25 protein-coding genes are annotated in these 24,264 nt (G+C 40.5%); 17 read left to right on the forward strand and 8 right to left on the reverse strand.

Going from position 1 to position 24,264, the window contains the following annotated elements; all coding sequences use genetic code 11:
* The first annotated feature begins 8 nt into the window (after positions 1-8).
* On the forward strand, positions 9-3,446 hold the full coding sequence (pyc, locus tag KOL94_RS03320; protein WP_221564022.1) for a pyruvate carboxylase: 3,438 nt from the start codon (positions 9-11) through the stop codon (positions 3,444-3,446).
* Between the two features lie 190 nt (positions 3,447-3,636).
* Here pyc and KOL94_RS03325 read toward each other — a convergent pair whose 3' ends face one another.
* Positions 3,637-4,524 carry a COX15/CtaA family protein gene (locus KOL94_RS03325; protein ID WP_221564025.1) on the reverse strand — a complete coding sequence of 296 codons (888 nt, stop codon included), beginning with the start codon at positions 4,522-4,524 and terminating at the stop codon, positions 3,637-3,639.
* A gap of 417 nt (positions 4,525-4,941) precedes the next feature.
* On the opposite strand from KOL94_RS03325, the gene cyoE reads away from it, so the two are divergent.
* The 7 genes from cyoE (at position 4,942) to KOL94_RS03360 (ending at position 12,612) form a co-directional block, all read left to right on the forward strand.
* The gene (gene cyoE / locus KOL94_RS03330) at positions 4,942-5,880 is read left to right on the forward strand and encodes a heme o synthase (protein WP_221564026.1); all 939 of its coding nucleotides are present in this window, start codon (positions 4,942-4,944) and stop codon (positions 5,878-5,880) included.
* An 84-nt stretch (positions 5,881-5,964) separates the two neighbouring features.
* The gene (gene coxB / locus KOL94_RS03335) at positions 5,965-7,017 is read left to right on the forward strand and encodes a cytochrome c oxidase subunit II (RefSeq protein ID WP_221564029.1); all 1,053 of its coding nucleotides are present in this window, start codon (positions 5,965-5,967) and stop codon (positions 7,015-7,017) included.
* Between the two features lie 35 nt (positions 7,018-7,052).
* Positions 7,053-8,912, forward strand: coding sequence for a cytochrome c oxidase subunit I (ctaD, locus tag KOL94_RS03340; RefSeq protein WP_221564031.1), 1,860 nt, complete (start codon positions 7,053-7,055; stop codon positions 8,910-8,912).
* A complete protein-coding gene (locus KOL94_RS03345; protein ID WP_221564033.1) occupies positions 8,912-9,532 on the forward strand; it encodes a cytochrome (ubi)quinol oxidase subunit III in 621 nt (206 codons plus the stop codon). The genes ctaD and KOL94_RS03345 overlap by 1 nt, the downstream gene beginning before the upstream one ends.
* Positions 9,533-9,535: 3 nt before the next feature.
* Complete coding sequence (locus KOL94_RS03350) at positions 9,536-9,868, forward strand: cytochrome C oxidase subunit IV family protein (protein WP_221564035.1); 333 nt, start codon at positions 9,536-9,538, stop codon at positions 9,866-9,868.
* A 560-nt stretch (positions 9,869-10,428) separates the two neighbouring features.
* Entirely contained in the window at positions 10,429-11,289 is an 861-nt protein-coding gene (locus KOL94_RS03355; protein ID WP_221564037.1) for a cytochrome c oxidase assembly protein, read from the forward strand.
* A 129-nt stretch (positions 11,290-11,418) separates the two neighbouring features.
* Positions 11,419-12,612, forward strand: coding sequence for a GNAT family N-acetyltransferase (locus tag KOL94_RS03360; RefSeq protein WP_221564039.1), 1,194 nt, complete (start codon positions 11,419-11,421; stop codon positions 12,610-12,612).
* 66 nt (positions 12,613-12,678) lie between these two features.
* Here KOL94_RS03360 and ytvI read toward each other — a convergent pair whose 3' ends face one another.
* Together ytvI and KOL94_RS03370 are read right to left on the reverse strand one after the other, a co-directional pair.
* On the reverse strand, positions 12,679-13,740 hold the full coding sequence (gene ytvI / locus KOL94_RS03365) for a sporulation integral membrane protein YtvI (RefSeq protein ID WP_221564041.1): 1,062 nt from the start codon (positions 13,738-13,740) through the stop codon (positions 12,679-12,681).
* Between the two features lie 215 nt (positions 13,741-13,955).
* Positions 13,956-14,318, reverse strand: coding sequence for a YugN family protein (locus KOL94_RS03370; RefSeq protein WP_221564043.1), 363 nt, complete (start codon positions 14,316-14,318; stop codon positions 13,956-13,958).
* Positions 14,319-14,549: 231 nt separating this feature from the next.
* Here KOL94_RS03370 and KOL94_RS03375 point away from each other — a divergent pair, with 231 nt between their 5' ends.
* A complete protein-coding gene (locus KOL94_RS03375; protein ID WP_221564045.1) occupies positions 14,550-14,984 on the forward strand; it encodes a CBS domain-containing protein in 435 nt (144 codons plus the stop codon).
* Between the two features lie 259 nt (positions 14,985-15,243).
* On the forward strand, positions 15,244-16,284 hold the full coding sequence (locus KOL94_RS03380) for a CAP domain-containing protein (RefSeq protein WP_221564047.1): 1,041 nt from the start codon (positions 15,244-15,246) through the stop codon (positions 16,282-16,284).
* A gap of 122 nt (positions 16,285-16,406) precedes the next feature.
* Here KOL94_RS03380 and KOL94_RS03385 read toward each other — a convergent pair whose 3' ends face one another.
* Entirely contained in the window at positions 16,407-16,901 is a 495-nt protein-coding gene (locus KOL94_RS03385; protein ID WP_221564049.1) for a PaaI family thioesterase, read from the reverse strand.
* A 142-nt stretch (positions 16,902-17,043) separates the two neighbouring features.
* Here KOL94_RS03385 and ylbD point away from each other — a divergent pair, with 142 nt between their 5' ends.
* The 3 genes from ylbD (at position 17,044) to KOL94_RS03400 (ending at position 18,305) form a co-directional block, all read left to right on the forward strand.
* The gene (ylbD, locus tag KOL94_RS03390) at positions 17,044-17,463 is read left to right on the forward strand and encodes a spore coat protein YlbD (protein ID WP_221564051.1); all 420 of its coding nucleotides are present in this window, start codon (positions 17,044-17,046) and stop codon (positions 17,461-17,463) included.
* Positions 17,464-17,480: 17 nt separating this feature from the next.
* Positions 17,481-17,708, forward strand: coding sequence for a YlbE-like family protein (locus KOL94_RS03395; protein ID WP_221564053.1), 228 nt, complete (start codon positions 17,481-17,483; stop codon positions 17,706-17,708).
* 168 nt (positions 17,709-17,876) lie between these two features.
* On the forward strand, positions 17,877-18,305 hold the full coding sequence (locus KOL94_RS03400; protein ID WP_221564055.1) for a hypothetical protein: 429 nt from the start codon (positions 17,877-17,879) through the stop codon (positions 18,303-18,305).
* A 3-nt stretch (positions 18,306-18,308) separates the two neighbouring features.
* On the opposite strand, the gene KOL94_RS03405 is transcribed toward KOL94_RS03400, so the two are convergent.
* The gene (locus tag KOL94_RS03405) at positions 18,309-19,121 is read right to left on the reverse strand and encodes an ATP-grasp domain-containing protein (RefSeq protein WP_221564057.1); all 813 of its coding nucleotides are present in this window, start codon (positions 19,119-19,121) and stop codon (positions 18,309-18,311) included.
* A gap of 197 nt (positions 19,122-19,318) precedes the next feature.
* Here KOL94_RS03405 and KOL94_RS03410 point away from each other — a divergent pair, with 197 nt between their 5' ends.
* Positions 19,319-19,759 carry a YlbF/YmcA family competence regulator gene (locus KOL94_RS03410; RefSeq protein WP_221564059.1) on the forward strand — a complete coding sequence of 147 codons (441 nt, stop codon included), beginning with the start codon at positions 19,319-19,321 and terminating at the stop codon, positions 19,757-19,759.
* A 495-nt stretch (positions 19,760-20,254) separates the two neighbouring features.
* Here the strand turns inward: KOL94_RS03410 and KOL94_RS03415 are convergent, their stop codons facing one another.
* Positions 20,255-20,572 (reverse strand): hypothetical protein, encoded by a 318-nt coding sequence (locus tag KOL94_RS03415; protein ID WP_221564062.1) that lies wholly within the window; start codon positions 20,570-20,572, stop codon positions 20,255-20,257.
* Positions 20,573-20,665: 93 nt separating this feature from the next.
* Between KOL94_RS03415 and KOL94_RS03420 the strand changes: the two genes are divergently transcribed.
* Complete coding sequence (locus KOL94_RS03420; RefSeq protein ID WP_221564064.1) at positions 20,666-20,941, forward strand: YlbG family protein; 276 nt, start codon at positions 20,666-20,668, stop codon at positions 20,939-20,941.
* A gap of 16 nt (positions 20,942-20,957) precedes the next feature.
* Here KOL94_RS03420 and KOL94_RS03425 read toward each other — a convergent pair whose 3' ends face one another.
* The gene (locus KOL94_RS03425; protein ID WP_221564065.1) at positions 20,958-21,335 is read right to left on the reverse strand and encodes a DUF7147 family protein; all 378 of its coding nucleotides are present in this window, start codon (positions 21,333-21,335) and stop codon (positions 20,958-20,960) included.
* 608 nt (positions 21,336-21,943) lie between these two features.
* On the opposite strand from KOL94_RS03425, the gene rsmD reads away from it, so the two are divergent.
* Together rsmD and coaD are read left to right on the forward strand one after the other, a co-directional pair.
* Positions 21,944-22,522 (forward strand): 16S rRNA (guanine(966)-N(2))-methyltransferase RsmD, encoded by a 579-nt coding sequence (gene rsmD, locus KOL94_RS03430; RefSeq protein WP_221564066.1) that lies wholly within the window; start codon positions 21,944-21,946, stop codon positions 22,520-22,522.
* A complete protein-coding gene (gene coaD / locus KOL94_RS03435; RefSeq protein WP_221564067.1) occupies positions 22,515-23,000 on the forward strand; it encodes a pantetheine-phosphate adenylyltransferase in 486 nt (161 codons plus the stop codon). The genes rsmD and coaD overlap by 8 nt, the downstream gene beginning before the upstream one ends.
* Before the next feature lie 14 nt (positions 23,001-23,014).
* On the opposite strand, the gene ylbJ is transcribed toward coaD, so the two are convergent.
* A complete protein-coding gene (ylbJ, locus tag KOL94_RS03440; RefSeq protein ID WP_311775098.1) occupies positions 23,015-24,238 on the reverse strand; it encodes a sporulation integral membrane protein YlbJ in 1,224 nt (407 codons plus the stop codon).
* Positions 24,239-24,264: the final 26 nt, after the last annotated feature.

A 24,264-nucleotide genomic window follows, 5' to 3' on the forward strand; every position in this document is an offset into this window, starting at 1 on the left:
ATATCAAAATGCAAAAGATCAACAAAATTCTTGTCGCCAACCGTGGAGAAATTGCCATTCGAATCTTTCGTGCTTGTACAGAATTGGATATTCGTACAGTTGCGGTCTACTCGAAGGAAGACTCTGGTTCTTTCCATCGATACAAAGCAGATGAAGCTTATTTGATTGGTGAAGGTAAAAAGCCAATCGATGCATATCTTGATATTGAAGGCATCATTGAAGTGGCCAAGCGTTATGATGTAGAGGCCATCCATCCAGGTTATGGATTCCTTTCAGAAAATACTCATTTTGCAAAAAGGTGCGAAGAAGAGGGGATCATCTTCATTGGTCCAAATACTGAACATTTGGATATGTTCGGTGACAAAGTCAAAGCAAGAGAACAAGCGATCAAGGCTGATATTCCGGTTATTCCGGGGAGTGATGGTCCTGTCGAGACACTTGATGATGTACGGAGCTTTGCGAAAGAGCATGGCTTTCCGATCATCATTAAAGCGACCCTTGGCGGTGGCGGAAGAGGAATGCGGATCGTCCGGAATATGGCTTCACTTGCTGATGCCTATGATCGGGCTAAATCAGAAGCGAAAGCGGCTTTTGGTAAAGACGAAATCTATGTTGAGAAGTTTGTTGAAAATCCGAAGCATATTGAAGTTCAAATCCTTGCTGATAAACACGGCAATGTCGTTCATTTATATGACCGCGATTGTTCTGTCCAACGTCGTCATCAGAAAGTTGTTGAAGTAGCACCGAGTGTCTCTTTGAGTGATGAACAACGTGATGAAATTTGTACAGCAGCTGTCAAATTGATGGACAATATCAATTATGTGAACGCCGGAACAGTCGAATTCCTTGTTTCAGAAGATGGGTCATTCTACTTCATTGAAGTGAATCCACGAGTTCAAGTTGAACACACGATCACGGAAATGATCACAGGTATTGATATCGTTCAATCACAAATCATGATTGCTGAAGGTTATCAATTACATGAAAAACCTCTCGGGATACCGATGCAAGACAAGATTGATTGCCATGGCTTTGCTATACAATGTCGTGTAACGACGGAAGACCCAGCAAATAATTTCATGCCTGATACCGGAAAGATCATGGCTTATCGTACTGGAGGCGGCTTTGGAGTTCGTCTTGATGCAGGAAACGGATTCCAGGGTGCAGTTATTACCCCTCACTACGATTCCTTGCTCGTCAAAGTGTCTACATGGGCATTGTCATTTGAACAAGCAGCTTCCAAGATGGTCCGTAACTTAAGAGAGTTCCGTATCCGTGGCATCAAGACGAACATTTCATTCCTGGAGAATGTGATTAAACACGAGAAGTTCGTATCTGCTGAATACAATACATCATTCATTGATACAACACCGGAATTATTTGTGTTTCCGAAAAGGAAAGACCGCGGGACGAAAATGCTGTCTTATATCGCAAATGTAACAGTTAATGGCTTCCCTGGATTGGGTGTCCAAAAGAAACCAGCTTTCAGTAATCCGAGAATTCCTTATGTAAACTATACGAAACCGTTACTAGATGGAACGAAACAAATTTTGGATGAGCAAGGTGTCGAAGGACTTACGGAATGGATTAAATCCCGCGATGAAGTGCTACTGACAGACACAACTTTCAGGGATGCACATCAATCCCTGCTCGCTACCCGAGTAAGAACTCATGATCTGCTTCAAATTGCAGAACCGACTTCCCGCCAAGTTCCAGAGCTCTTTTCACTGGAAATGTGGGGAGGAGCTACATTTGATGTTTCTTATCGTTTTTTGAATGAAGATCCATGGGAACGACTGATTCAACTTAGGAAAAAGTCTCCGAATGTTTTGTTCCAAATGCTTTTGAGAGCCTCCAATGCCGTTGGTTATAAAAACTATCCGGACAACGTCATCCGAGAATTCGTAAGTAAATCTGCAGCAGCAGGAATTGATGTGTTCCGAATTTTTGATAGCTTGAATTGGCTCGATGGAATGAAGGTTGCGATTGATGCGGTAAGAGAAACTGGGAAAGTTGCAGAAGCTTCGATTTGTTATACAGGAGATATTCTTGATCCAAAAAGACCGAAGTATAACTTGGATTATTATGTGAATATGGCAAAAGAGCTTGAGCAAGCAGGCGCTCATATCCTCGGTATAAAAGATATGGCTGGACTGTTGAAACCTCAAGCAGCATATGAATTGATTTCTGCTTTAAAAGAAGCCGTGAGTATACCGATCCATCTCCATACTCACGACACAAGCGGAAACGGAATCATGACTTATGCCAAAGCCGTGGATGCTGGCGTCGATATTGTGGATGTGGCAATCAGTTCAATGGCAGGTATGACCTCCCAGCCGAGTGCGAATTCCCTTTATTACGCGCTTGAGGGAAGTGAAAGGCAGCCGAAAGTATCGATCCATAATCTTGAAGAGCTCTCTCACTATTGGGAAGATGTCCGAAAATATTATCAAGGATTCGAAAGCGGTTTGATCGCACCGCATACAGAGATTTATGACCATGAGATGCCGGGTGGACAATATAGTAATTTACAGCAGCAGGCAAAAGCTGTCGGTCTCGGTGATCGTTGGGATGAAGTAAAAAGCATGTACCGCCGGGTGAATGACCTGTTCGGAGATATTGTTAAAGTTACACCATCGTCAAAGGTGGTTGGAGATATGGCCCTTTATATGGTACAAAATGATCTGACTGAAGATGACATTTTTGAAAAAGGCCAATCACTCGATTTTCCAGATTCGGTCGTTGAAATGTTCCAGGGGTATCTAGGACAGCCGTATCAGGGTTTTCCAAGAGAGTTGCAGCAAATCATACTGAAAGGAAGAGAACCGCTTAACGCTAGACCAGGTGAAATGCTGGAACCAGTTGATTTCAAAGAGTTGCAAGATGTTCTCTACTATAAATTGAATCGACCGGTTACAAGTCATGACCTTATTTCTTATGCACTTTACCCGAAGGTTTACCTTGATCGAGAGCAGATGATCGATCAGTTCGGTGATATCAGTGTTCTTGATACACCTACATTCTTATATGGTATGAGGCTAGGTGAAGAGGTCGAAGTTGAAATTGAGCAAGGTAAGACCTTGATTTTGAAACTCGTCTCAATTGGAGAGCCTCAGTTAGACGGTACGAGAACCGTTTACTTCGAGTTAAATGGCCAACCTCGAGAAGTAGTTGTAAAAGACGAGAATGTAAAAGCTGAAGTGGTTGCTAAACCGAAAGCAGATAAGAACAACGAGAAACACATCGGGGCTTCGATGCCTGGTACTGTAATAAAAGTACTTGTTGAAAAAGTTGAAAAGGTTAAGAAGGGTGATCATCTGATGATAACAGAAGCGATGAAAATGGAGACCACGATTCAAGCTCCATATGACTCCGAAGTCAAAGACATATTCGTATCGAACGGGACTACCATACAACCAGGTGATCTATTGATTGAATTAGCGTAATTGTGCAAGAAGGGCTTTCCATCTAGGGAGGTCCTTTTTTATTTACGAGTATATTTCGCTTAAAATCAACAAAGTCCTTAAACATGGCCTAAAACACCAACCTGTACGAAAACAGACGAAAATAAAAAGAGCTGATCCAATCAATCATCACCGATGATAGGGGTCAGCTCTTTTTCGAATAACCATCTATTCAGTCTTTCCGTAAGGCAACCATTACCAGATAACTTAGCGTTGCAAACAATAGGGAAACGAACAGGCCGTGCATTAAGCCGATGAAGAGATTCAACTTGGTGAAAATGATCAATGCTCCAGTAGTGACCTGCAAGGATACGAGAATCAACAGCAATAAAAATGAATTGTACAAGATTTTCATATTTTTATAATAGGTTCTGATTTGAATAAAGCTCAACAAGATCCAGATAAACAATAAACCTGCCATAAAGCGATGAATATAATGGATCACTTCTAATTCAGTCGTCGGAGGCAAGAGCTGTCCATTACATAACGGCCAACCTGAGCATGCCAGACTTGCTTTTGTGTGTCTTACTAATGCTCCTGTGTATACAAGAGTGTAAAGATAGATGAAAAGAAGATAGATATTCAGTTTGAAATTTTTATTGATCTTCAATGTGGCTCGATCATTTCCATTCTCAAAAATGACAACAGCCAATAACACAACACTCGCAAAGGATATTAATGAAAAACCGAAGTGAAGTGCCAGTACAAAGGAGGACTGCCCCCAAATCACAGCAGCTGCACCTAATAAACCTTGGAAAACGATGAAAAACACAGACAAAAATGCAAGCCATTTTACTTCTCGGATTTGCTTGAATTTCATCCATGACCAAATTGCCAATATGACAACCATCAAACCAAGAGCCGCCGACACAATTCTGTGACTATATTCAATCATTGTTTCTACTTTAGGTTGGGAAGGAAGCACTTCACCGTAACATAGTGGCCATGAGTTTCCGCACCCTTCGCCAGATCCTGTAGTGGTTACAATGGCACCCATCAGTAAGACTATGAGCATACCCAGACTAGTCAGGATCGCATAAAATTTTAAATATCGATTCATTACTGACACCTTCTCTATATTAATTAAGAAAAAGTAACTATTTGTTCTATAATAATTAGAAGTTTGGTGAACCTTACCATTAAGAATAAGTCTAAAGCAATCGACTACCCTTACACAAATCAAAATGAAAGGGCCAAACTGAATCATCTGAAACAAGGACTACGTATGTCGATTGAACACTAGAGCAAGTATACAAAACTACTGAATTCGTTTATAATGTTAAAGGACAATTTCAATCGACAATATCGTATCATATGTGTCGGGAAGAATTTATCGTAATTGTGAACAAGCATAGACAATTTGCAAAAAGTTATTTTCATAAACCCCTTTTACTGATAAATTAGAATAGGTGTTTTACTCACACTTATGTTTTAATGTAAGAGTTGGGGTGAAGAGCATTTAGAAGGAGGTGGAAGCATGAGCAAAATGAATACGACAACATATGAAGCATCAAGCAGAGTTATGGAGCCTGGACCATTGTCTGAATCAAAACCTACAGGTACTTGGAAAGATTTCTTGACACTTGCTAAGATGGGGATCGTAATGTCCAACCTCATTACGACGTTCGCAGGTTTTTGGATCGCATTGAAAGTTACGGATGCAAGTTTTATTGCGAATATTCCTACAGCATTGCTGACTCTCTTAGGTGCAGCACTAGTCATAGCAGGAGGATGCTCTCTTAACAATTATATCGATCGTGATATCGACCATTTGATGGAAAGAACATATGAAAGACCTACAGTTACAGGGAAAATTGATGCAAACCAAGTACTCTGGGTTGGAATCATACTTTCTGCTCTCGGGACACTGTTGTTGATGTTTGCCTCCTTGATGGCAGCACTTCTTGGTGTGATTGGACTTTTTGTCTATGTCATCGTCTATACGATGTGGTTGAAGCGGACCCATTCTATCAACACTGTAGTTGGTGGGATTTCAGGTGCAATACCTCCACTCATCGGTTGGGCAGCTGTCGATCCTGATTTGCATATGACAGCATGGCACTTGTTCTTGATAATGTTTTTATGGCAGCCGCCTCACTTTTTGGCTTTAGCTATGAAACGATGTGAAGAATACCGAAAAGCAGGAATTCCAATGCTTCCTGTTGTTTCAGGTTTCAATATGACAAAACGACAGATGGTAGTTTATGTTGCGGCGTTGCTTCCGGTAAGTTTGTACCTATATCATTTTGGAATGGTATACTTTACTGTTGCGGCTGTACTTGGTTTAGGATGGCTGGCCCTTGGCATAGCCGGATTCTACATGAAAAACGACATTAAATGGGCAAGAATGATGTTCGTTTACTCATTGAATTATTTGACCATCATGTTCGTTGTAATGATCATCGTCAATCGCTAAAGGGATTACGATATTTCCCTTAAGCGGTTACATAAATTAAAAATTGTTTATAGTACAACAGAGAAAGCGGGGTTTGATGTAGTAATGAAACGATGGCTACGACTCGGGCGTCTTGTTCCATTATTTGGGATTATGATGCTTGGTTTAATTGGATGCGGTAATGAACAAATATCCGCACTTCAACCACAAGGTAAAGGTGCTAGCGCTCTATTCGATCTGATGGTCTTAAGCCTTGCAATTATGGTTGTCGTACTTGTAGTTGTTTTTATTCTTTTTGGTTATGTATTAGTGAAATTCCGACATCGTAAAGGGGACGATTCCATCCCTGAACAAGTTGAAGGGAACCATATGCTTGAGGTTCTTTGGACTGCGATTCCGATCGTGCTCCTATTGGTGCTTGCGGTGCCGACAGTAATGACCACTTTCGACCTTGCAGTCAGCGAAAAGAGTGCTGAAGCAACTGAAGATGGTGGAGAGGAAGAAAAGAAAGGGCCGATGACGATTAAAGTCACAGGACACCAGTATTGGTGGGAGTTTGAGTATCCTGATCAAGAAGTTGTCACTGCACAAGAACTTTATCTTCCTGTTGATGAAAGAGTGAACATTGAGTTAAGCTCTGCTGATGTTATCCATTCATTCTGGATTCCTAGTATTGCAGGAAAAATGGATACGAATCCTGGAGATAAATTGACAAATAAAATGTGGCTTCATCCTGAGAAAACTGGAACTTTCCAAGGTGCATGTGCTGAACTTTGTGGTGATTCCCATGCCTTGATGTATTTTAAAGTGAAAGTTGTCGAGCGTGATGAGTTTGACGCGTGGATCGAAAGTATGAAAAATACAAAATTCGATGATGCTCCTTCTGAAGTAGCGCAAGGGCAAAAGATTTTTGAACAGAACTGTCTCCAATGTCATGCTGTCGGAGATAAGGGTGGTAATGTAGGTCCTGCGTTAACTGGATTTGCCGACAATGAGAAGGTAGCAGGTATTGCAGATCATAATAAAGATAACATCAAGAAATGGATCAATGATCCACAAGAAATGAAACCTGGTAACAATATGCCTGATTTCAATTTCAATGAAGAACAATTAGATGCACTAGCAGACTACTTAATGGAACTTGAAACCGCTGAATAAGCAAGTTTCAATCGCTTTAAAAAGGAGGTACTATCGTGAGTAACGCACATGCAGCGAAAAAAAGCGTGCTATGGGATTGGCTGACTACAGTCGATCATAAGAAAATTGGAATTCTATACCTCGTTTCCGGCGGATTCTTCTTCTTAGTCGGGGGTTTAGAAGCAGTATTAATCCGTATTCAATTAATGAGTCCTGAAATGGCATTCTTAACAGGAAATCTATATAACCAAGTACTTACCATGCATGGTACAACAATGATTTTCTTGGCAGCCATGCCGATTATATTCGGGTTTATGAACGCGGTCGTACCATTACAGATAGGAGCCCGTGACGTAGCGTTCCCTTTTGTAAACTCATTAGGATTTTGGCTTTTCTTCTTCGGTGGAATCCTATTGAACCTGAGTTGGTTCTTAGGGGGAGCTCCTGATGCTGGGTGGACCGCTTACGCACCACTCTCAACTACATCAAGCGGGCATGGCGTTGATTTCTATGTGTTAGGTTTACAGATTGCCGGTGCAGGTACGTTGATGGGGGGAATCAATTTCCTCGTAACGATCATCAATATGAGAGCACCTGGTATGACATTCATGCGTATGCCTTTATTCACATGGACAGCATTCGTAACGTCCGGACTTATTCTTTTCGCTTTCCCTGCGTTGACAATTGGATTTTTCCTGCTCATGTTCGACCGGGTATTTGAAGCTAATTTCTTTGATGCGAATATGGGTGGTAACGCAATCATCTGGGAACATATTTTCTGGATTTTCGGACACCCTGAAGTATATATTCTGATCTTACCAGCGTTCGGTATCATTTCAGAAGTAGTAGCAACATTCTCAAAAAAACGTCTATTCGGATACAGTGCAATGGTATTCGCAACTGTATTGATCGGATTCCTGGGCTTCATGGTTTGGGCTCACCATATGTTTACAGTTGGACTAGGGCCGGTTGCAAACTCGATTTTTGCTGTCGCTACCATGGCAATCGCCATCCCGACTGGGGTAAAGATCTTCAACTGGGTCTTTACGATGTGGGGCGGAAAAATCAGCTTTACCACAGCTAACCTGTTTGCAGTTGGATTCATTCCAACGTTCGTAATGGGTGGGGTAACAGGTGTCATGCTTGCTGCAGCACCTGCCGATTATCAATATCATGACAGTTATTTCGTTGTAGCTCACTTCCACTATGTTATCGTAGGTGGGTTGATTCTAGGACTATTTGCTGGATTATACTACTGGTATCCACGTATGTTCGGATTGATGTTGAATGAAGCCCTTGGAAAATGGAACTTCTGGACTTTCTTCATTGGATTCCATTTGACATTCTTCCCTCAACATTTCCTAGGACTGATGGGTATGCCTCGTCGTTACTTTACGTACCCTGAAGAATTCGGACTTGGTTCGATGAACTTTATCAGTACAATTGGTGCCTTTTTAATGGCCGTAGGAACAATTGTTTTCATTATTAATGTAATTGCTACACATGCTAAAGGTAAGAAAGTCGGCGGGGATCCTTGGGATGGACGTACGCTTGAATGGGCGATTCCAAACCCAACACCCCATTATAACTTCTTGCAAACACCTTTAGTTCGTGGATTGGATGCACTTTGGATTGAGAAGATGGCAGGGAACAAGAAGATGACACCTGCAGAGCCTGTTGGGGATATCCATATGCCTAACAACTCTATTCTTCCATTTGTCATGTCACTAGGATTCTTCATCGCAGGATTTGGATTCATTTATTTCAATTCTGCTGGGACTCCGGCATTGATTGCGATCATCGCTGGACTAGGAATCGGATTGGCATGTATGTTCTTAAGATCTTGGATCGATGATCACGGACATCATCTCCATAAAGAGGATTTACTGAAAGAGGATAAGGGGGTTGACGTATAATGGATGTAGGTGAACGCTTAACCGATCAAAACTTCCCTGAATCCCCTGAAAAAGCTACCCTGGAAGGTAAAAACAAGTTTTTAGGATTCTGGTTGTTTTTAGGTGGAGAAACTGTACTATTCGCAACATTATTCGGAACATATCTCGGATTACGTAATTCATTTGGAAAAGGACCTGAAGCTTCAGAAATTTTCCAATTGCCGATGGTTTTTGCAGCAACCATCATCCTACTTACAAGTAGTTTGACAAGTGTGTACGCTGTATTGGCGTTAAAAGAAAACAAGGTTAAACAGATGCGAAGATGGTTATTCATCACCTTACTACTTGGATTGTCATTTTTAGGTCTAGAGATTTATGAGTTCATACATTATGTACATGAAGGGCATACCTTCACATCCGGAGCATTTGGATCTGCATTCTATACGCTTGTCGGATTCCACGGAGGACACGTTTTATTCGGTTGTCTATGGATTGCAGTTTTACTTATCCGTAACAGTGGTCGCGGCTTGACATTGTACAATGCTCCAAAGTATTATCTGTTTGCACTATACTGGCACTTTGTTGATGTAGTGTGGGTATTCATCTTTACAGTAGTTTATCTTATGGGAAAGGTGGGGTAATCGATGGCTAGTAATGAACAACAAAACTCAGTCCATCACCACTCGTCCTTACAAAAGAAGATCAAATTAAAGCAAGAACGTCGTCAGCATAATGTTTCATTCGTTATGATGATTTTATTGACCATCGTTGCGTTTGCAGCAATTGCAAGTGACGCAGTATCTAATTCCCTGGCAATTCTTTTCATCATTGTTCTAGCATGTGTTCAGGTCTTTTTCCAGCTATACATTTGGATGCACCTTGGACATAAAGGACATGAATTCCCAATGTGGGGAATTGCAAGTGGGTTATTAATTGCTGTCATTACAGTAGGTACTCTTGTAGGATTGATTTGGTAATATGAATATGGGGCTGACTCAGTATGAGTCGGTCCTTTTTATGTATGATTTCTGCGAAATCCACTCCCTTTCCGCGGGCAAACGAAAAGCGGAAGCGACCTGATTAGTCACGAAGGTCACTGGCGAACGGACGAGGAGGCTCGAACCAAACAAAGACTTGGTTCTGCGTGGGCTCCCACATAAGGTGTCATTCAATGTGTCGACCGCCGCAGGAAGTTTGAAGTGATCCAAGTGACTGGTCGCTGAGCTATACATCACTTCCGGCATTTACCTACTTCCGCAAGCCTCCTCACTCACTTGCACAGAACGTGGTGGTTGTTAGTCGAAGAAAGATCCTTGATTCTGCGGGGTCTCGCCTGGCTTGCTATTCCCGCAGGAGTGTCGTGAGTTTCGCTTAAACCTAAAGCTATCACACGGTGAGGGCATGATTGGCCGCTGCATCTATGGCTTGGTTTTGCTGATTATTCCTTAGACTGACACAAAATTGTTTTACACCCACACGATAGTTTTATTATTTTTTGATATGATAGGAAGAGAGTACTGAGCAAGGAGTGATTGAGATGCACGGAGAACACCAGAATTCATTAAGCGAAATAAGTTGGACAGCTTTATGGAGCCCATTTGTTTTATTGATATGCATTGCTGTGATTGGTATCTATTTTTACTATACAAAAAATGGTCCTTTAAAGGGGACTGTGACAACAGGACAAAAAGTATGGTTCACGATAGCGGTGATCGGTTTTTACATTGCGAAGGGGACGCCATTGAGTGCCATTGGACATCATTACTCGTTTTCAGCACATATGCTGCAGATGAGTCTACTCTATTTTATTGTTCCCCCGCTTTTACTGATCGGATTGCCGAAGGAGTTTTATAGGAAAATCTTTGGCGTTGGCATCATAGGACGGATATTCCGATTTTTCACAAAACCTTTGATCGCCTTGATTTTATTCAACATATTGATATCGCTGTACCACTTGCCGGTCATCTTTGATACGGTAATGGGAAATCTTCTTTTACATGAAATTACACATATCATCCTACTGACGAGTTCATTTATGATGTGGTGGCCAGTAATCGGGCCATTACCGGAACAAGATACGTTGTCGGATCTTCAAAAGGTGGGATATATTTTTGCAGATGGTGTCTTATTGACACCAGCATGTGCCTTGATCATTTTTGCTGATGATCTGATTTATAAAACATATATGAATGCCCCACAGATATTTTCATTCCTTCAGCCGCTCGATGATCAACAAGCAGGCGGGGTCATCATGAAGATTGCACAGGAAATTATCTATGGTGGAATTCTCTTATACATTTTGATTCGTTGGGTTCGAAAGGAACGTGCACAAGATAAAGAAGACGAATTGAAGATTATGAATGAAGCAAAAGCAAGATTATCGTTAAATGAACAGTAATTTCTTCAAGGTCGACTCAGGTGGTAGAGTCGATCTTTTTCTTTACAGTAACCAGTAGCAATTGAAGGAATTCAATAAGGGAATCCTGTATACTTATAGGGGCAGTTTTAGAAAAGAAGGGGGATACATATGGAACTTAGGACGATTAAAGCAAATGAGTTCGATGATTTTCTCAAAATGGGCGAATTCGCATTTCAATATGAACTTTCAGAAGAAGATAAAAGAAAAAGACGAGATATGACAGAGATGGAAAACTGCTGGGCCATATTTGATAATGGGATTATGGCTTCTAAATTATTGATACACCCGTTGGAAATATGGTTGGGCGGCAAAGTCATGTCGATGGGAGGCATAGCTGGGGTCGCAAGTTGGCCGGAATATCGTCGTAAAGGTCACATCAAAGCATTAATGAAAAGATCTTTGGAAGTGATGAAAGACAATGGTCAATCTGTTTCAATGCTGCATCCTTTTTCTGTGTCCTTTTATCGGAAGTATGGGTGGGAACTGACACACAGCATCAAAAAGTATGAAATAAAACCTGAACAATTAGCAACAAGGTATGTCCATACAAAAGGAAAAGTGATCCGAATTGAACATGATGTTGAAAGATTAGATCGGATTTATGATAAGTATGCGCAGAAATACGCAGGAATGTTGAAAAGGACAGAAAAGTGGTGGCGGAATTCTGTTCTCGATAACCCTCGTGATATTGTCGCTGTCTATCTCGATGAAAATGGAAAGGACAAAGGATATCTCGTCTATCGTGTCAAAAAGAATGTGATGGAGATTGAAGAATGGGTTTCTTTGAATGAGGAAGCAAAAATGGTTATGCTGCAGTTTGTAAGAAACCACGACTCTATGGTCGATTCTATTCAACTGCATCCAGCAATTGATGAAAACTTTGAATTTCTGATGTTCGATCCAAAGATAAAACAGGAAATCAGTTCTTATTTCATGAGTAGAATTGTTGACTTTAAACAATTCATAAAAGTGTATCCGTTTCAGGTGTTTTTGGAAAAACCTTTGATTATCCATCTGGATGACCCATTGGCAGAATGGAATAGGGGAACATTTATCATCAGGATGAATCGAGAGGGAGAAATTCAAGTGGATCATTTTCCTCCAAAAGAAGGCGCGAGTTGCACACATCCCCCTGAAAAAGGGGTCCAATGTGACGTCAACACACTTAGTGCACTGTTTTTCAATTATCAAACGCCAGGTCAGTTAGCAGCACAAGGCAGATTAGTTGGAAAGCCTGAAGAAATTGAAGTGCTGGAAAAGGTGATTAATAAGCAAATTCCATTCCTATACGACTTTTTTTAATCAGACAATAGGAAAGGCTGTCCTAGAAGAATATTTCACTTCGGGGACAGCCTTTCCTGTGTTCGATTAAATTTTAAAGTTGGTCTTTACAATTCCTGCTTCCCGAGCAGAATTGAAAATAATCAGAATAAGCGGGCCGGCTATGAAGCCTATCATGCCCAATAACTTCAGACCAAGGTACATTGCAATCAGGGTGGAAAGTGCTGATAAACCGATATGGTGGCCCATCACTTTCGGTTCGACTGTACGTCGGATAATCAAAAGAATGACTGCTAATACTGCTAGCTTTGTTCCTAAAACGACATTACCGATAAGCAGATAATACAGTGCCCACGGTCCAAGAATGACAATCGAACCGATGATCGGAATGAAATCGATCACCCAGATGATGAACGCCATTAATAGAGCAACCTTAGGAACAATCATGTATAGACCGATTAATGCTGCGATGAATATGACAATGCTGACTAAAAATTGCGCTTTCATGAAACCGAAAATAACATAAGATAATCTTGTGCTCATGAAATGCACTTTCTCTGCAGTTTTTTCAGTCATATGTGAATAGACCCTTTTTTTCAATCGGGGGATATCTAAGAGAAATAAGAATAATGTAAGAAGGTAAACAATAATACTTACGAGAAAACTTGGGATGAAAGAAACCAGAGAAGTAAGTGATTCAATATAGTTCTTCTCAAGCAGTTTCGTCCGAATCGACTCTAAAAATTGATCTACTTGACTATTGATTTCAATTACGATTTCTTCCGGCAGATCTTGTGCTGCTTTTTCAAAATTTTTCTCTATATCATCCCATACATTATTCACTTCTGAAATATAGGTTGGGGAATTTTCCACGAAATTAATGGCAGAAGTGACTACTTTAGTTACCAAAAAATAGCTCCCGATCCCCATCAGAACGACGAAAAGTGAAAACACGATGAATACGGATAAGTTACGTTTGAAGGAGAATTTCTTTTGAAACATTTTAACAGCCGGTTCTAAAAGCAAAGCGGTCAACAGTGCAAAAACGATGGGAAGTGCAATCGGCAGGATCCATACAAATGATGCAATGACAATGAGTGCGACTAACGTGTAAATGATCCAACGTTTACGTGTTGAAAATTGGTTCAACTTGGTCCTCCTTTCCCGCCAAAATTCATATGTATCAGGCTTGGACAATGAAAAATCAAAATAACGTCTTTTAGTCCTTACTTTATATTATATTGGTTTTGTGAAATTATGAACAGAGCTCCAGCCGGAAATATGATCATTGTTAAAGAAAATTCAAATAAATGAATCCGAAAAATAGCTGTACAAAAAAAGGGCGACTTTTAAGTCAGCCCCTTTTACGCTGTATGATGCTTATCAATTTCTTCATTAAGTTTATTCAAAATCTTTTTACAGGTTGTAACGACATTTTTCGGAAAATCCTCATCGTATTCAACACCGTGAGGGTAATAATGCTTTCCAAGGTATGGTTCCATAATTTTGATCAATGCATGCGAGGATTCAACTTCTCCTTCGACTGCATAGCAAGGAATTCTTAAATAGAATACCTCACCAGTATCCATACTTTCAAACTTATAATCATATGTAATTCGTTCGTAATCCCATTGGCCAGCACGGACCAATCCGACATCATGCATCAAATGTTCGAGTATTTCAAAATTAATGACTTTACCTGCTAGTCCGATTTCTTCAAATTTCATGTGTCATCCTCCACATCCTTCGATATGTTCTTCCTTCATAATAATAGTACGAAACAGATTAAGATGCAATCTTTCAGTTATGATTCCTTACAATTATATATGATTTTTGAAAAGAAATCGAAAATTTGGCAAGACTAGACAATATGCAACAGAATGAAAGCGAGCGATGGTAACGTTAAACACAGACCAACAGACACACAAAAAATTCTATTCGAAGGAAGGTTGATGTTTATGAAAAAATTAAGGGATATAATGACTGACAACGTGGATTATTGTACAACACTTGATAACGTGTATGAAGCAGCTGTCAAAATGAAGGAAGATAACGTAGGCGCCATTCCAGTATGTGAAGATGACAAGCTAGTTGGCATGATTACTGATCGTGATATTGTGATCCGAGGTGTAGCAGAAAAAAAGCCGAATGCCTCAAAGATTACTGATGTCATGAGTAATGAAATTATTACCGGGACACCTGATATGGGAATAGAGGAAGCTGTAAAGCTCATGTCCAAACATGAGATACGGAGGTTACCAATCGTTGAGCAGAGTAAACTTGTTGGTATTGTCTCATTAGGAGATCTAGCTACCCATTATGAAAGTAATCAACAAGCTGGGAGCGCATTGACTGAAATATCAGAAGCGGAGCCGGATCAACCAATGCATTGAATAGAAACGTCTGGTTGACCTTATTTGAAGGTCAACTTTTTTGTGTTATAGTGAGGTATTGCGAAGTGATAAATTGAATAAGATGTTAATTAATAGATTGTATTCTATGGATAGACAAGTATAGAGCTATACGGTAATGTGAAAGTAAGATTCGACAACCTTTTTATAAGGCTTGGTTATACCTGATTGTTGATTTTTGAGAAATTCACTTTAACAGTATTATTTAATAAAGCCTTTAAGAAAAAAAGGGGGAGGGTGTATGAGAAGTATTGGATTGATCATCATAATTGCAGTCATATTTTATGGATTCAGCATATTTTACGATGATTTAACCGAACTCCCGGATTATTCAGAACCCCCTATTGAACAAACTGAATCGGATTCTTCTGATCAGCCAAGCAGCGACCTCGATTTACCTGAAGAAGGTATCAGCAAATTTTTCCAAATGAACCAGGAAGAATTGATTACCAAAATAGGTGAACCTGATCGGATCGATCCTACTTCTTACGGGTACCAATGGTGGATTTACGATCAGGATCCAGACCAGTATATCCAGTTTGGACTGGATAAAGGCAGAGTGGTCACCATGTTTGTCATTGGGAAGAAAGTAGATGTTTCTCCTTTGAAAATTGGGCAAAAACGATCTGAAGTTGAAAAGCATCTTAAGATGGATAATAAAGCGAAGCTCAAGGTTGAAGGAAATGAATACCAATTTGAATTGACACAAGAAGAGATGAAAACCAGACCACTTGTAAAAATCAATGGGATATGGGCGCAGCTTTATATGGATAAATTCAAAGAAACCCTCGTCGGGATCCGCTACGTGACGCCGGAGGTATTGATCATGCAGCGTCCTTATTCCCTTGAATATCGGGGCAAGTTGATCGACCAACCAGAATTGGACCAGAGGAATTGGGAAGAAGTTCAAAATGCTGAAGAGATTCAAATATTCACACTGACGAATGTCATCCGTAAACAATACAATGTCCCGGCACTCCAATGGCATGAAGAAACGTCACAGGTTGCTTTTGGACATAGCAAGGAAATGAATGAAGAAAATTACTTTTCTCATGAATCACCGAACACAGGTAATTTATCAAATCGGTTGGACAGAAAAGATATCAAATACATCCAAGCTGGAGAAAATATAGCCGCAAATTATATTGATGGCATCGAAGCAGTGGTCGGTTGGTTGAATAGCGAAGGGCACCGTAAAGCGATGTTGAATAAGGAATTCACACACCTCGGTGTAGGCGTATATCAGAGGTATTATACTCAGAACTTCATCGTACCGTGGTGACAATGATATATACGTAGAAAAAGGGGAGACTTTTGGTAAGAGTCTCCCCTTTTCTATGTGTCTGTTACTCTTTATAGTATTTAGCGAAATCAACTTCTTTTCCGTGATACTTAAGCCTTCATCTAGGCTTTTCTTGGAACCAGATAAAAGCTTCCGGTTGCTGCTGCAACAAGGGTACCGTTTTCATTGTAAATCTTTGCTTCTGTCACAGAAGTCTTCGTCCCTAGGTGGAGAATTTCTGCTCTGCATTTAAGGAATTCTCCAACTCCCGGTGCGGTGTAGTTTATTTTCATTTCGGATGTGACAGCCACTTTATCATCTGGTATCTTCCGGTTGACGAAAGTACCCATTGCTGTATCTGCGAGTGTAGCTGTAAAACCTCCATGTACGATATCCACAGTATTCGCCAAAAACGGGGTGATCGGGATCGTCATGACAAGCTGAGCTCCATTTTCTTCGATTTCAGTCTCCATGAACGCTGTTATATATGTATTGTACTTTCCTCTCCTCTTACCATCTATTCCATCCAAAACTTGCTTTAACACGTTCATATCCTCATTCGAGCCGTTTTCAATTATACCTTTTGCTTTCTCAAGCAGTTGATCCACTGTTTCCATTTGATGTCCTCTTTTCATATTTACTTATTCAAGTGTACCAGTGAAAAAATCACACTTGCAACTATAAAATAGGCGAACATAATCAACTCCTGCGTTGTACTATATACTGTAGGCTTGAGTTGAACGTATGGGAGGCATTATAGTGAGTAAGCAAGCGAAAAATAATGAAAAGGTCGAACAATTCAAGATGTTTGTACGCTCACACCCTGGATTAATCGATCACGTAAAGAACGGAAACCAGACCTGGCAAGATGTGTTTACAGAGTGGAATCTACTCGGAGAAGATCATGAACAATGGGGTAACTATATAGAGCGGAAGATTGGAGTTTCATCTACAGCAACAGGGAAGACGAAGAAAAAAGGGAAAAACGTAAATGATATCTCTGTCGGGGAAATCCTTACGATGTTCAAGAACATGGATATGGATGAAGTGCGCCAATATGCTTCACAACTTAGTTCCGCAATGGCTGGTATCCAAGATATGTTACAGCAATTTCAATCTAAAGGTCCAAGAAGACCACCATATCAAAACAATCCGTTTAACCAATTTTTCAAAGATTAATAAAGGGAGTATGCAGGATGCGTAAAGAAATCATTGATTACTTAGATCAACGACCAGAGCTGAAATTCATCGTCCGTGAACATCCTGATTGGTATCGTAAGTTATCACGTGACCCCGCTGCAATACAAGAGCTGGAAAATGAAGCGAAATTCTTTTATGGTCAGACATTCGGACAGAAAATCGACCGTTTACATGGACAGATTGAAACACTTTCTAGACTCTTTCAATTGTTTGTAAAACATTAATGAAGGTTGACTCGCAACAGAGTGTGTATAACCTCTAAATTCCGGTGTATGGGAGGTTAGCACAACTTATGAGTCAACCTTTTATTTGGAATTAGGGACCGATTATATGAGCATGGGATATTTTACAGGACACCTGTAAAACCTATCGGATGAGGAGGTGCATCCGGTGTGGTTATTTTTCGTGTAATCGCTTTTGTAATAATCATCACTATCATATCAGGTTGTCAGATTAACGGTCCGGGAAAGATACACAAGGTAACGATAGAAAAAGACCCGTCAGCCTTTCAGGTTGTTGAAGTTACAAATCCTGCCAGCACCTTATCATTGACAGTCAGACATATGGTGTCAAATGATGATGTGTTTGTGGAATGTTATGTGCCAGGATTTCAATTTACCGATAGAAGCACTTCAAATACAAACAAAGAAGGGCATCTGAAAATCTCGGTGGATCATCAAAAGCCCTATTCTGTATATAAAGCAGCTTTCATTGTAAAAAACTTGTCTAAAGGGACACATGAAATCGCGGTTACCCTTGTAGATAGTCAAGGGAAGACGATCGAGGGTTTGTATGAGCAATTTGTAGTGACCATCCCCTGATGATCAAGAAGGTACTTTCAAGGTTGTTCCGATCGGGTTTGGCGGAAGTAACGGCCTGAATTGCTCTAAAAGATATTGAAATATCTTTTCTTCAAGATTGATTTTCTCTGCTCGGAGCGCCTCATTTCCAAATAACGTATTGAACTCCAAAAAGTAAAACCTTCCGTCAACTACCGCAAGATCAAATCCCGCATGGTTGATGTTCAATTCTCTCGCTACTTCGATCGTAAGCTTGAGAGCATCCTCGGGAATATCATGAAACGAAATGCTACCACCTTTTGCTACATTATTATGAAATTGATTTTCGCCTGACCGCCAGTATGCCGCGATTACTTCTTCCCCGACAACACACACTCTTAAATCCCGATCCATTTCCAAGAATTCCTGGATGTAAAGGGCGGAGTTGTTTACTGCGTATTCTATGAATTCCTCTTCTGAATGAATTAGAAAAACGCCACGTCCCATCGAATTACGGGGCTCCTTCGCCACGAATGGAAAAGGAAATGTTTCCAGGATATAATCGATGTTCTTTTTAGAATTCCCTAGAATTTCAGTATATGGAACGTGTTCAGGGCTTACTGTCCAAAGGGCTCTTGTCATTTCTACTTTATCGTGACCCAAATGTATAGATTCGACACTTGGGAATATGGGTTTCTTGAGTCCATATACAAGTGAATTGACCTGCCAATGCTCTGGAAATAAAATTACATCCGCATTCTTGATCGACGCCTGTTCCCGAAACATAAGCTCAGGTTTGATATACCGAATCCCAGGAATGCCGATCGTCCGGAATGGATTAAATGTTACAATTTTCATTTTACTATCCCCTAAAATATACTAAACGAGAAAATTATATAGCTGGAATGAAAAACTGTCAATAAAATTTTTTAGTGTAATAAGGAATGAAGAAATATTTGAGGTGGAATATCTTAGAATGAAAGATTGGAAATAAGGGGACAATTTGTGGCATACTATACATAACCCAGAAATGCAGGGTGGAGGTGTGTTTTTATATGTTAGCAACAGTAGAGAGTATTGAAATACTGGACGGTGCCGATGAATTGGCATCAGTCATCGTCAATTCAGATACAGGACAAGAATATAAAGAAGCTAAGAAGAAGCTTCAAAAAGATAAAGAGGCTCAGAAAATGATTCATGAGTTCTCCAAAATGAAGGAAAAGTATGAAGAGGTTCAACGCTTCGGTAAATATCATCCGGATTACAAGACTGTGTCCACGGACATCCGTGTCTTGAAGCGTGAGATAGATCTTAACGAGACTGTGGCATCATTCAAAAAAGCTGAAAAAGAACTTGAAACGCTTTTGAATGATATCTGTGGTATACTGGCAGGTCAAGTTTCTAAAAACATCAAGGTACCAACAGGCAACCCTTTCTTCGATAACATGTCGTGTGGTGGAGGATGTGGATCTGGAGGAGCATGCGGCTGCGGTTAATAGAATTATTGGGAGAGGGTAACCGTTCAAAGGTTATCCTCTTTTTCTTCTACTTAAGGCTTTGTTATACTTTTTTGTAGATTTTTGCGAAATTCACTCCCTTTCCGCGGGGAGACGAAAAGCGGAAGAGACCCGATTAGTTCACGTAGGTCATTGGAGAACTGACGAGGAGGCTCGAACCAAACAAGACTTGGTTCTGCGTGTGCCTACTCATAAGGATGTCAATCAATGTGTTGCCGCCGCAGGAAGTTTGAAGTGATCCAAGTGACTGGTCGCTGAGCTAGACATCACTTCAAAGCATTAGCCCTAGATCCGCAAGCCTCCTCACTTGCACAGGATGTGCTGTCTTTTAGTCGAAGATCCTTTAAGAGTGGGGCCACGCCTGGCTCGCTTTTCCCGCATGAGTGTCGCAAATTTCGCTTCAATCAAACTTAGTCAGAAATCAACAGTATTAATTAAAAAAGCCATGCTTAAAAAGTGGTAAGTTTTGAAAGATCAACGAAAACGAATACAGTCATGACAAAGGTTTCCACAACAGAACATCTTTTGTTGCGGGACATAAAAACGACATCGGTAAACGATCATTTGTTCTTCGGAGCGAACATAAGTGGATTCGAAGTGCAGACGTTTCCCTTTCATTGCTGATACAGCAGCCCTTTCGATGATCTGTTCCACTTCTTTCCTCTCAATAGAGGAATCTGATGTTAAATAAAGGAACGGTATGCCTGCCCTTTTTGCAATTGACACATCTGTAAACTTTGAAGTGTTGAGCAGTTTTTTCATAAACATACTCCAAACCGTTTCAAGATCCATGGACTACCACCTCAGGTAAAGTCATATAAGTAATTGCGTGCGGTTTATCTTCATGCTAGACTGAATTAAAACTGGTTAAAAGGAGTTCCGCTCATGCTAACGAATCGAACTGGATTAGCCATCTGGCTTCATTCATTAAAATACATAAAACAACTTCGTAAATTTGGCAACATCCATTATGTTTCGAAACGGATGAAATATGCAGTATTGTATTGCGATACCGCCCAGAAAGATCGCATCATCGAGAAGATTGAAAAACTTCATTTTGTGAAGAAAGTAGAACCTTCTCATAAAGCTTATATTAAGACAGAGTATCAAAATGCACGTCCGGATAAGGCGAAAGAATATGATTATAAAATAGGGCTTTAATCGCGATTGAACATTATCATTGCCAAGCAGGAATGATATGCTGCATCCTAAAGATTCCTGTGAGATATTGATAATAAAGCTCTTTTTCACTAAATTCGTTTGATTGTTTTACCTCTAGTATTTTTAGTTCCTTATTATGCGTAGAAGCACAATCTTGGAACAAGTCCCACCGTTTCGAATGTTCAGCGACGCCTTCACGGCAAATATAGATGGGTTGGAAGTTTGATTCACCTGCAGATTGTAAGACGATCGCCAGGGAACAAACTTCCTTTTCATTTATCTTTGTTTTTAAAGCAATGAACGTTGTTAGACGATGCGTATTTGTTTCAGCAATTTCAATGAGTTCATATAAATCCGAATAACCTTCACCAAGTTCTATAAAACGTTGAATCATAGTTTTGACCTCCTCTTTTTTAATGGCTGTTTTCGTATAGATTGTTTTTTTTGGAAATACACTCGCTTTCCGCGGGCAATCTGCAAGCCTCCTCAGCTCGTTCCTCGCTTGCGGGGCCTCGCTTAGCTTGCTTTCCCGCTGGAGTCTTGCATATTTCCCCTGCCGAAAGGTTTCAGCATCTCTCTTTACAAAATTCATTAGCAACAAACTATTAGAAAACAGCCATTTCAACAGAGCTTATTCCATTGATAACTTTAGCATGAATGAAGGAGAAGTTCTATTGTTGATTTATGTAGAAACTTCTTTGAGGTACAATCAAAAAAAAGGCCCGCAGGTAGATACCTGCGGGCTGTTCCATACCCTTACATGCCTAGAAACATTATGGAAATGTTCATTTGCCGTAGGGACAGAACAATGGGAGAGGAGAAACCGGAGTAAAGCTTATGGGGAAATTAAGCTTACTCCGTGGTTCAACTTACAACACCTGATTGAGGTGTTGTAATCCTATTATTGTACAGTTGTAAAGCTTCTATACGCTGTATTTAAGAATTAGCTGCTTTTGTGGTAGGATAGTGAAGGTAAATAAAACTACGGTGAGGTTATACGTGATGAGAATAATATCAGGAGAGTTTAAAGGCCGTAAGGTAAAGGCTGTACCAGGTTCAGGTACAAGACCGACATCTGACAAAATACGTGAATCGATCTTCAACATCATTGGTCCATATTTTGAGGGGGGGACCTCGTTGGATCTGTATGGCGGAAGTGGTGCTCTTACCATTGAAGGTATGAGTAGAGGTATGGCTAAAGCAATCGTAATTGATGTCGATCCAAAAGCCGTGGAAACGATAAAAGAAAATCTGGACACCCTTGACTTGAATGATCGAGTAGAGGTTTTTCGGAATGATTCATACCGCGCATTGAAAGCGCTTCGAAAGAGGAGGATCAAATTCAGTTACGTGTTCCTGGACCCGCCTTATAAAAAGCAAAAGATCAAAAAGGAAATCGAATTTTTAAAGGAAAATGAATTGTTAGAACCGGCTGCGGTGATTGTCACGGAACATGATGCAATGCTGAAGCTTCCAGAACAAATCGCTGGTTGCGTTTGTCTAAAGCATGAGCAATATAATAGCACAACAGCGGTTACAATATATACAAATGAAACCGAGGGGGAAGAACTACATGAATAAGAAACTGGCTATATGCCCAGGTAGCTTCGATCCGATCACATACGGTCATCTTGACATCATCTCCAGAGGTGCAAGTGTTTTTGACGAAGTGATTGTAGTCGTAGCGCACAATCAAAGTAAACAGTCACTTTTCACAGTCGAAGAACGTATGGATCTTATAAAAGAAACTACTAATGAGATTCCGAACATCAAAGTCGATTGGTGCGATGGTTTGCTCATGGATTATGTTCGAACGACCGGTGCAAAAGTCATTTTGAGAGGATTAAGAGCCGTTTCTGACTTTGAATATGAAATGCAGATCACGTCCATCAACCGGAAGCTCGATGAATCGGTAGAGACATTTTTCATGATGACGAATAATCAATATTCATTCCTAAGTTCAAGTATTGTAAAAGAAGTTGCAAAATATCATTCTCCAGTTACTGATCTAGTCCCTAAAGTAGTGGAGGAGGCATTGAAGGAGAAGTTTGCAAAATAATCCGTTCCACACTTTTACATAATCTTGTAGTGTTTGATGGATTTTAAATGTATCAAAATAAAAATGATCAAGCTGATGAAGGTGATCATTGCTCCAACAGTCAATAAGGAATGCCATGCATCATAAATCCATGAAATTGATGGATGAGATGCAAAGGTCTCCACCACTTTTCCTTGTGACGTTTGTTTTACATACAGTGGTTCCCATAGAAGGATGGTCAAAATAGCAGCGATGAATCCATGCATAATCCTTGCGAGGAGGAATGGTTTGAAACGTATATCCGTCTCCGCTAAGATGCTTGCTACCTGAGCCTGAACGGAAAAGCCATTAAAGGCCAGGACGAAGCTAACCAGCACAGCTTGTTCCAAAAGGGCAGAACCACTTGTTTCACTGATCAATTTGCTGCCGAGTGTAATTTCGAACATCCCTGAAAGAAAGGGTGGAATCAGAGCTTGAGCAAAGCCTATCAAAGCCATAAATGTGGACATGATAGAAGCCATAAACATAGTAATATGGAACTCTGTCAGCATCCTATTCAATACAGAAAAAAGTAGGATGAATCCACCAATCATCAATAGGGTCTGGATAGAGTGTCTGACAGCATCTCCCAGCTGTTGCCCGAATGGACGCGGATCTCTTTTCCTGACTTGATACATCCTATCAAGTGCAAGGCTCAACCTTTTGTCTGGCCCAGGTGAATAGTGTCGTTTTGGGCGGACGTCATCAGAACCGTAAAAGCGCATGAGGAAGCCTACAAAGATATTACCGATATAATGCGCTGCAGCAAGAAGCACACCTAACTCTGCATTATCGAAAAAGCCGACCGCTACAGCCCCTAGTATGAATAACGGATTGGAACAATTGGTGAATGAAACGAGACGTTCTGCTTCGATGCGAGAGATTTCCTTCTCCTGTCTAAGTCTTGCAGTCAGTTTCGCACCTGCTGGAAATCCAGAGGAGATCCCCATAGCCCATACAAATCCTCCTGAACCAGGGACCTTGAAGAGCGGGCGCATGATCGGTTCCATCATCACACCAACAAAACGCACGACACCGAAGCAAATTAACAGTTCACTTATGATGAAAAATGGGAGTAATGAAGGAAAAACGATTTCCCACCACATTTTCAATCCGGTCAATGATGATTCAAATGCTGCTTTTGGGTATACCATTAAAGATAAAGCAAATAGTGAAGCGACTATTGCAAAAAGTGAATTTTTCATTCGAGAATGGTACAATCCAAAGCCTCCTTATGAATACGATG

The organism is Alkalihalobacillus sp. TS-13 (assembly GCF_019720915.1).
GTDB lineage: Bacteria > Bacillota > Bacilli > Bacillales > Fictibacillaceae > Pseudalkalibacillus.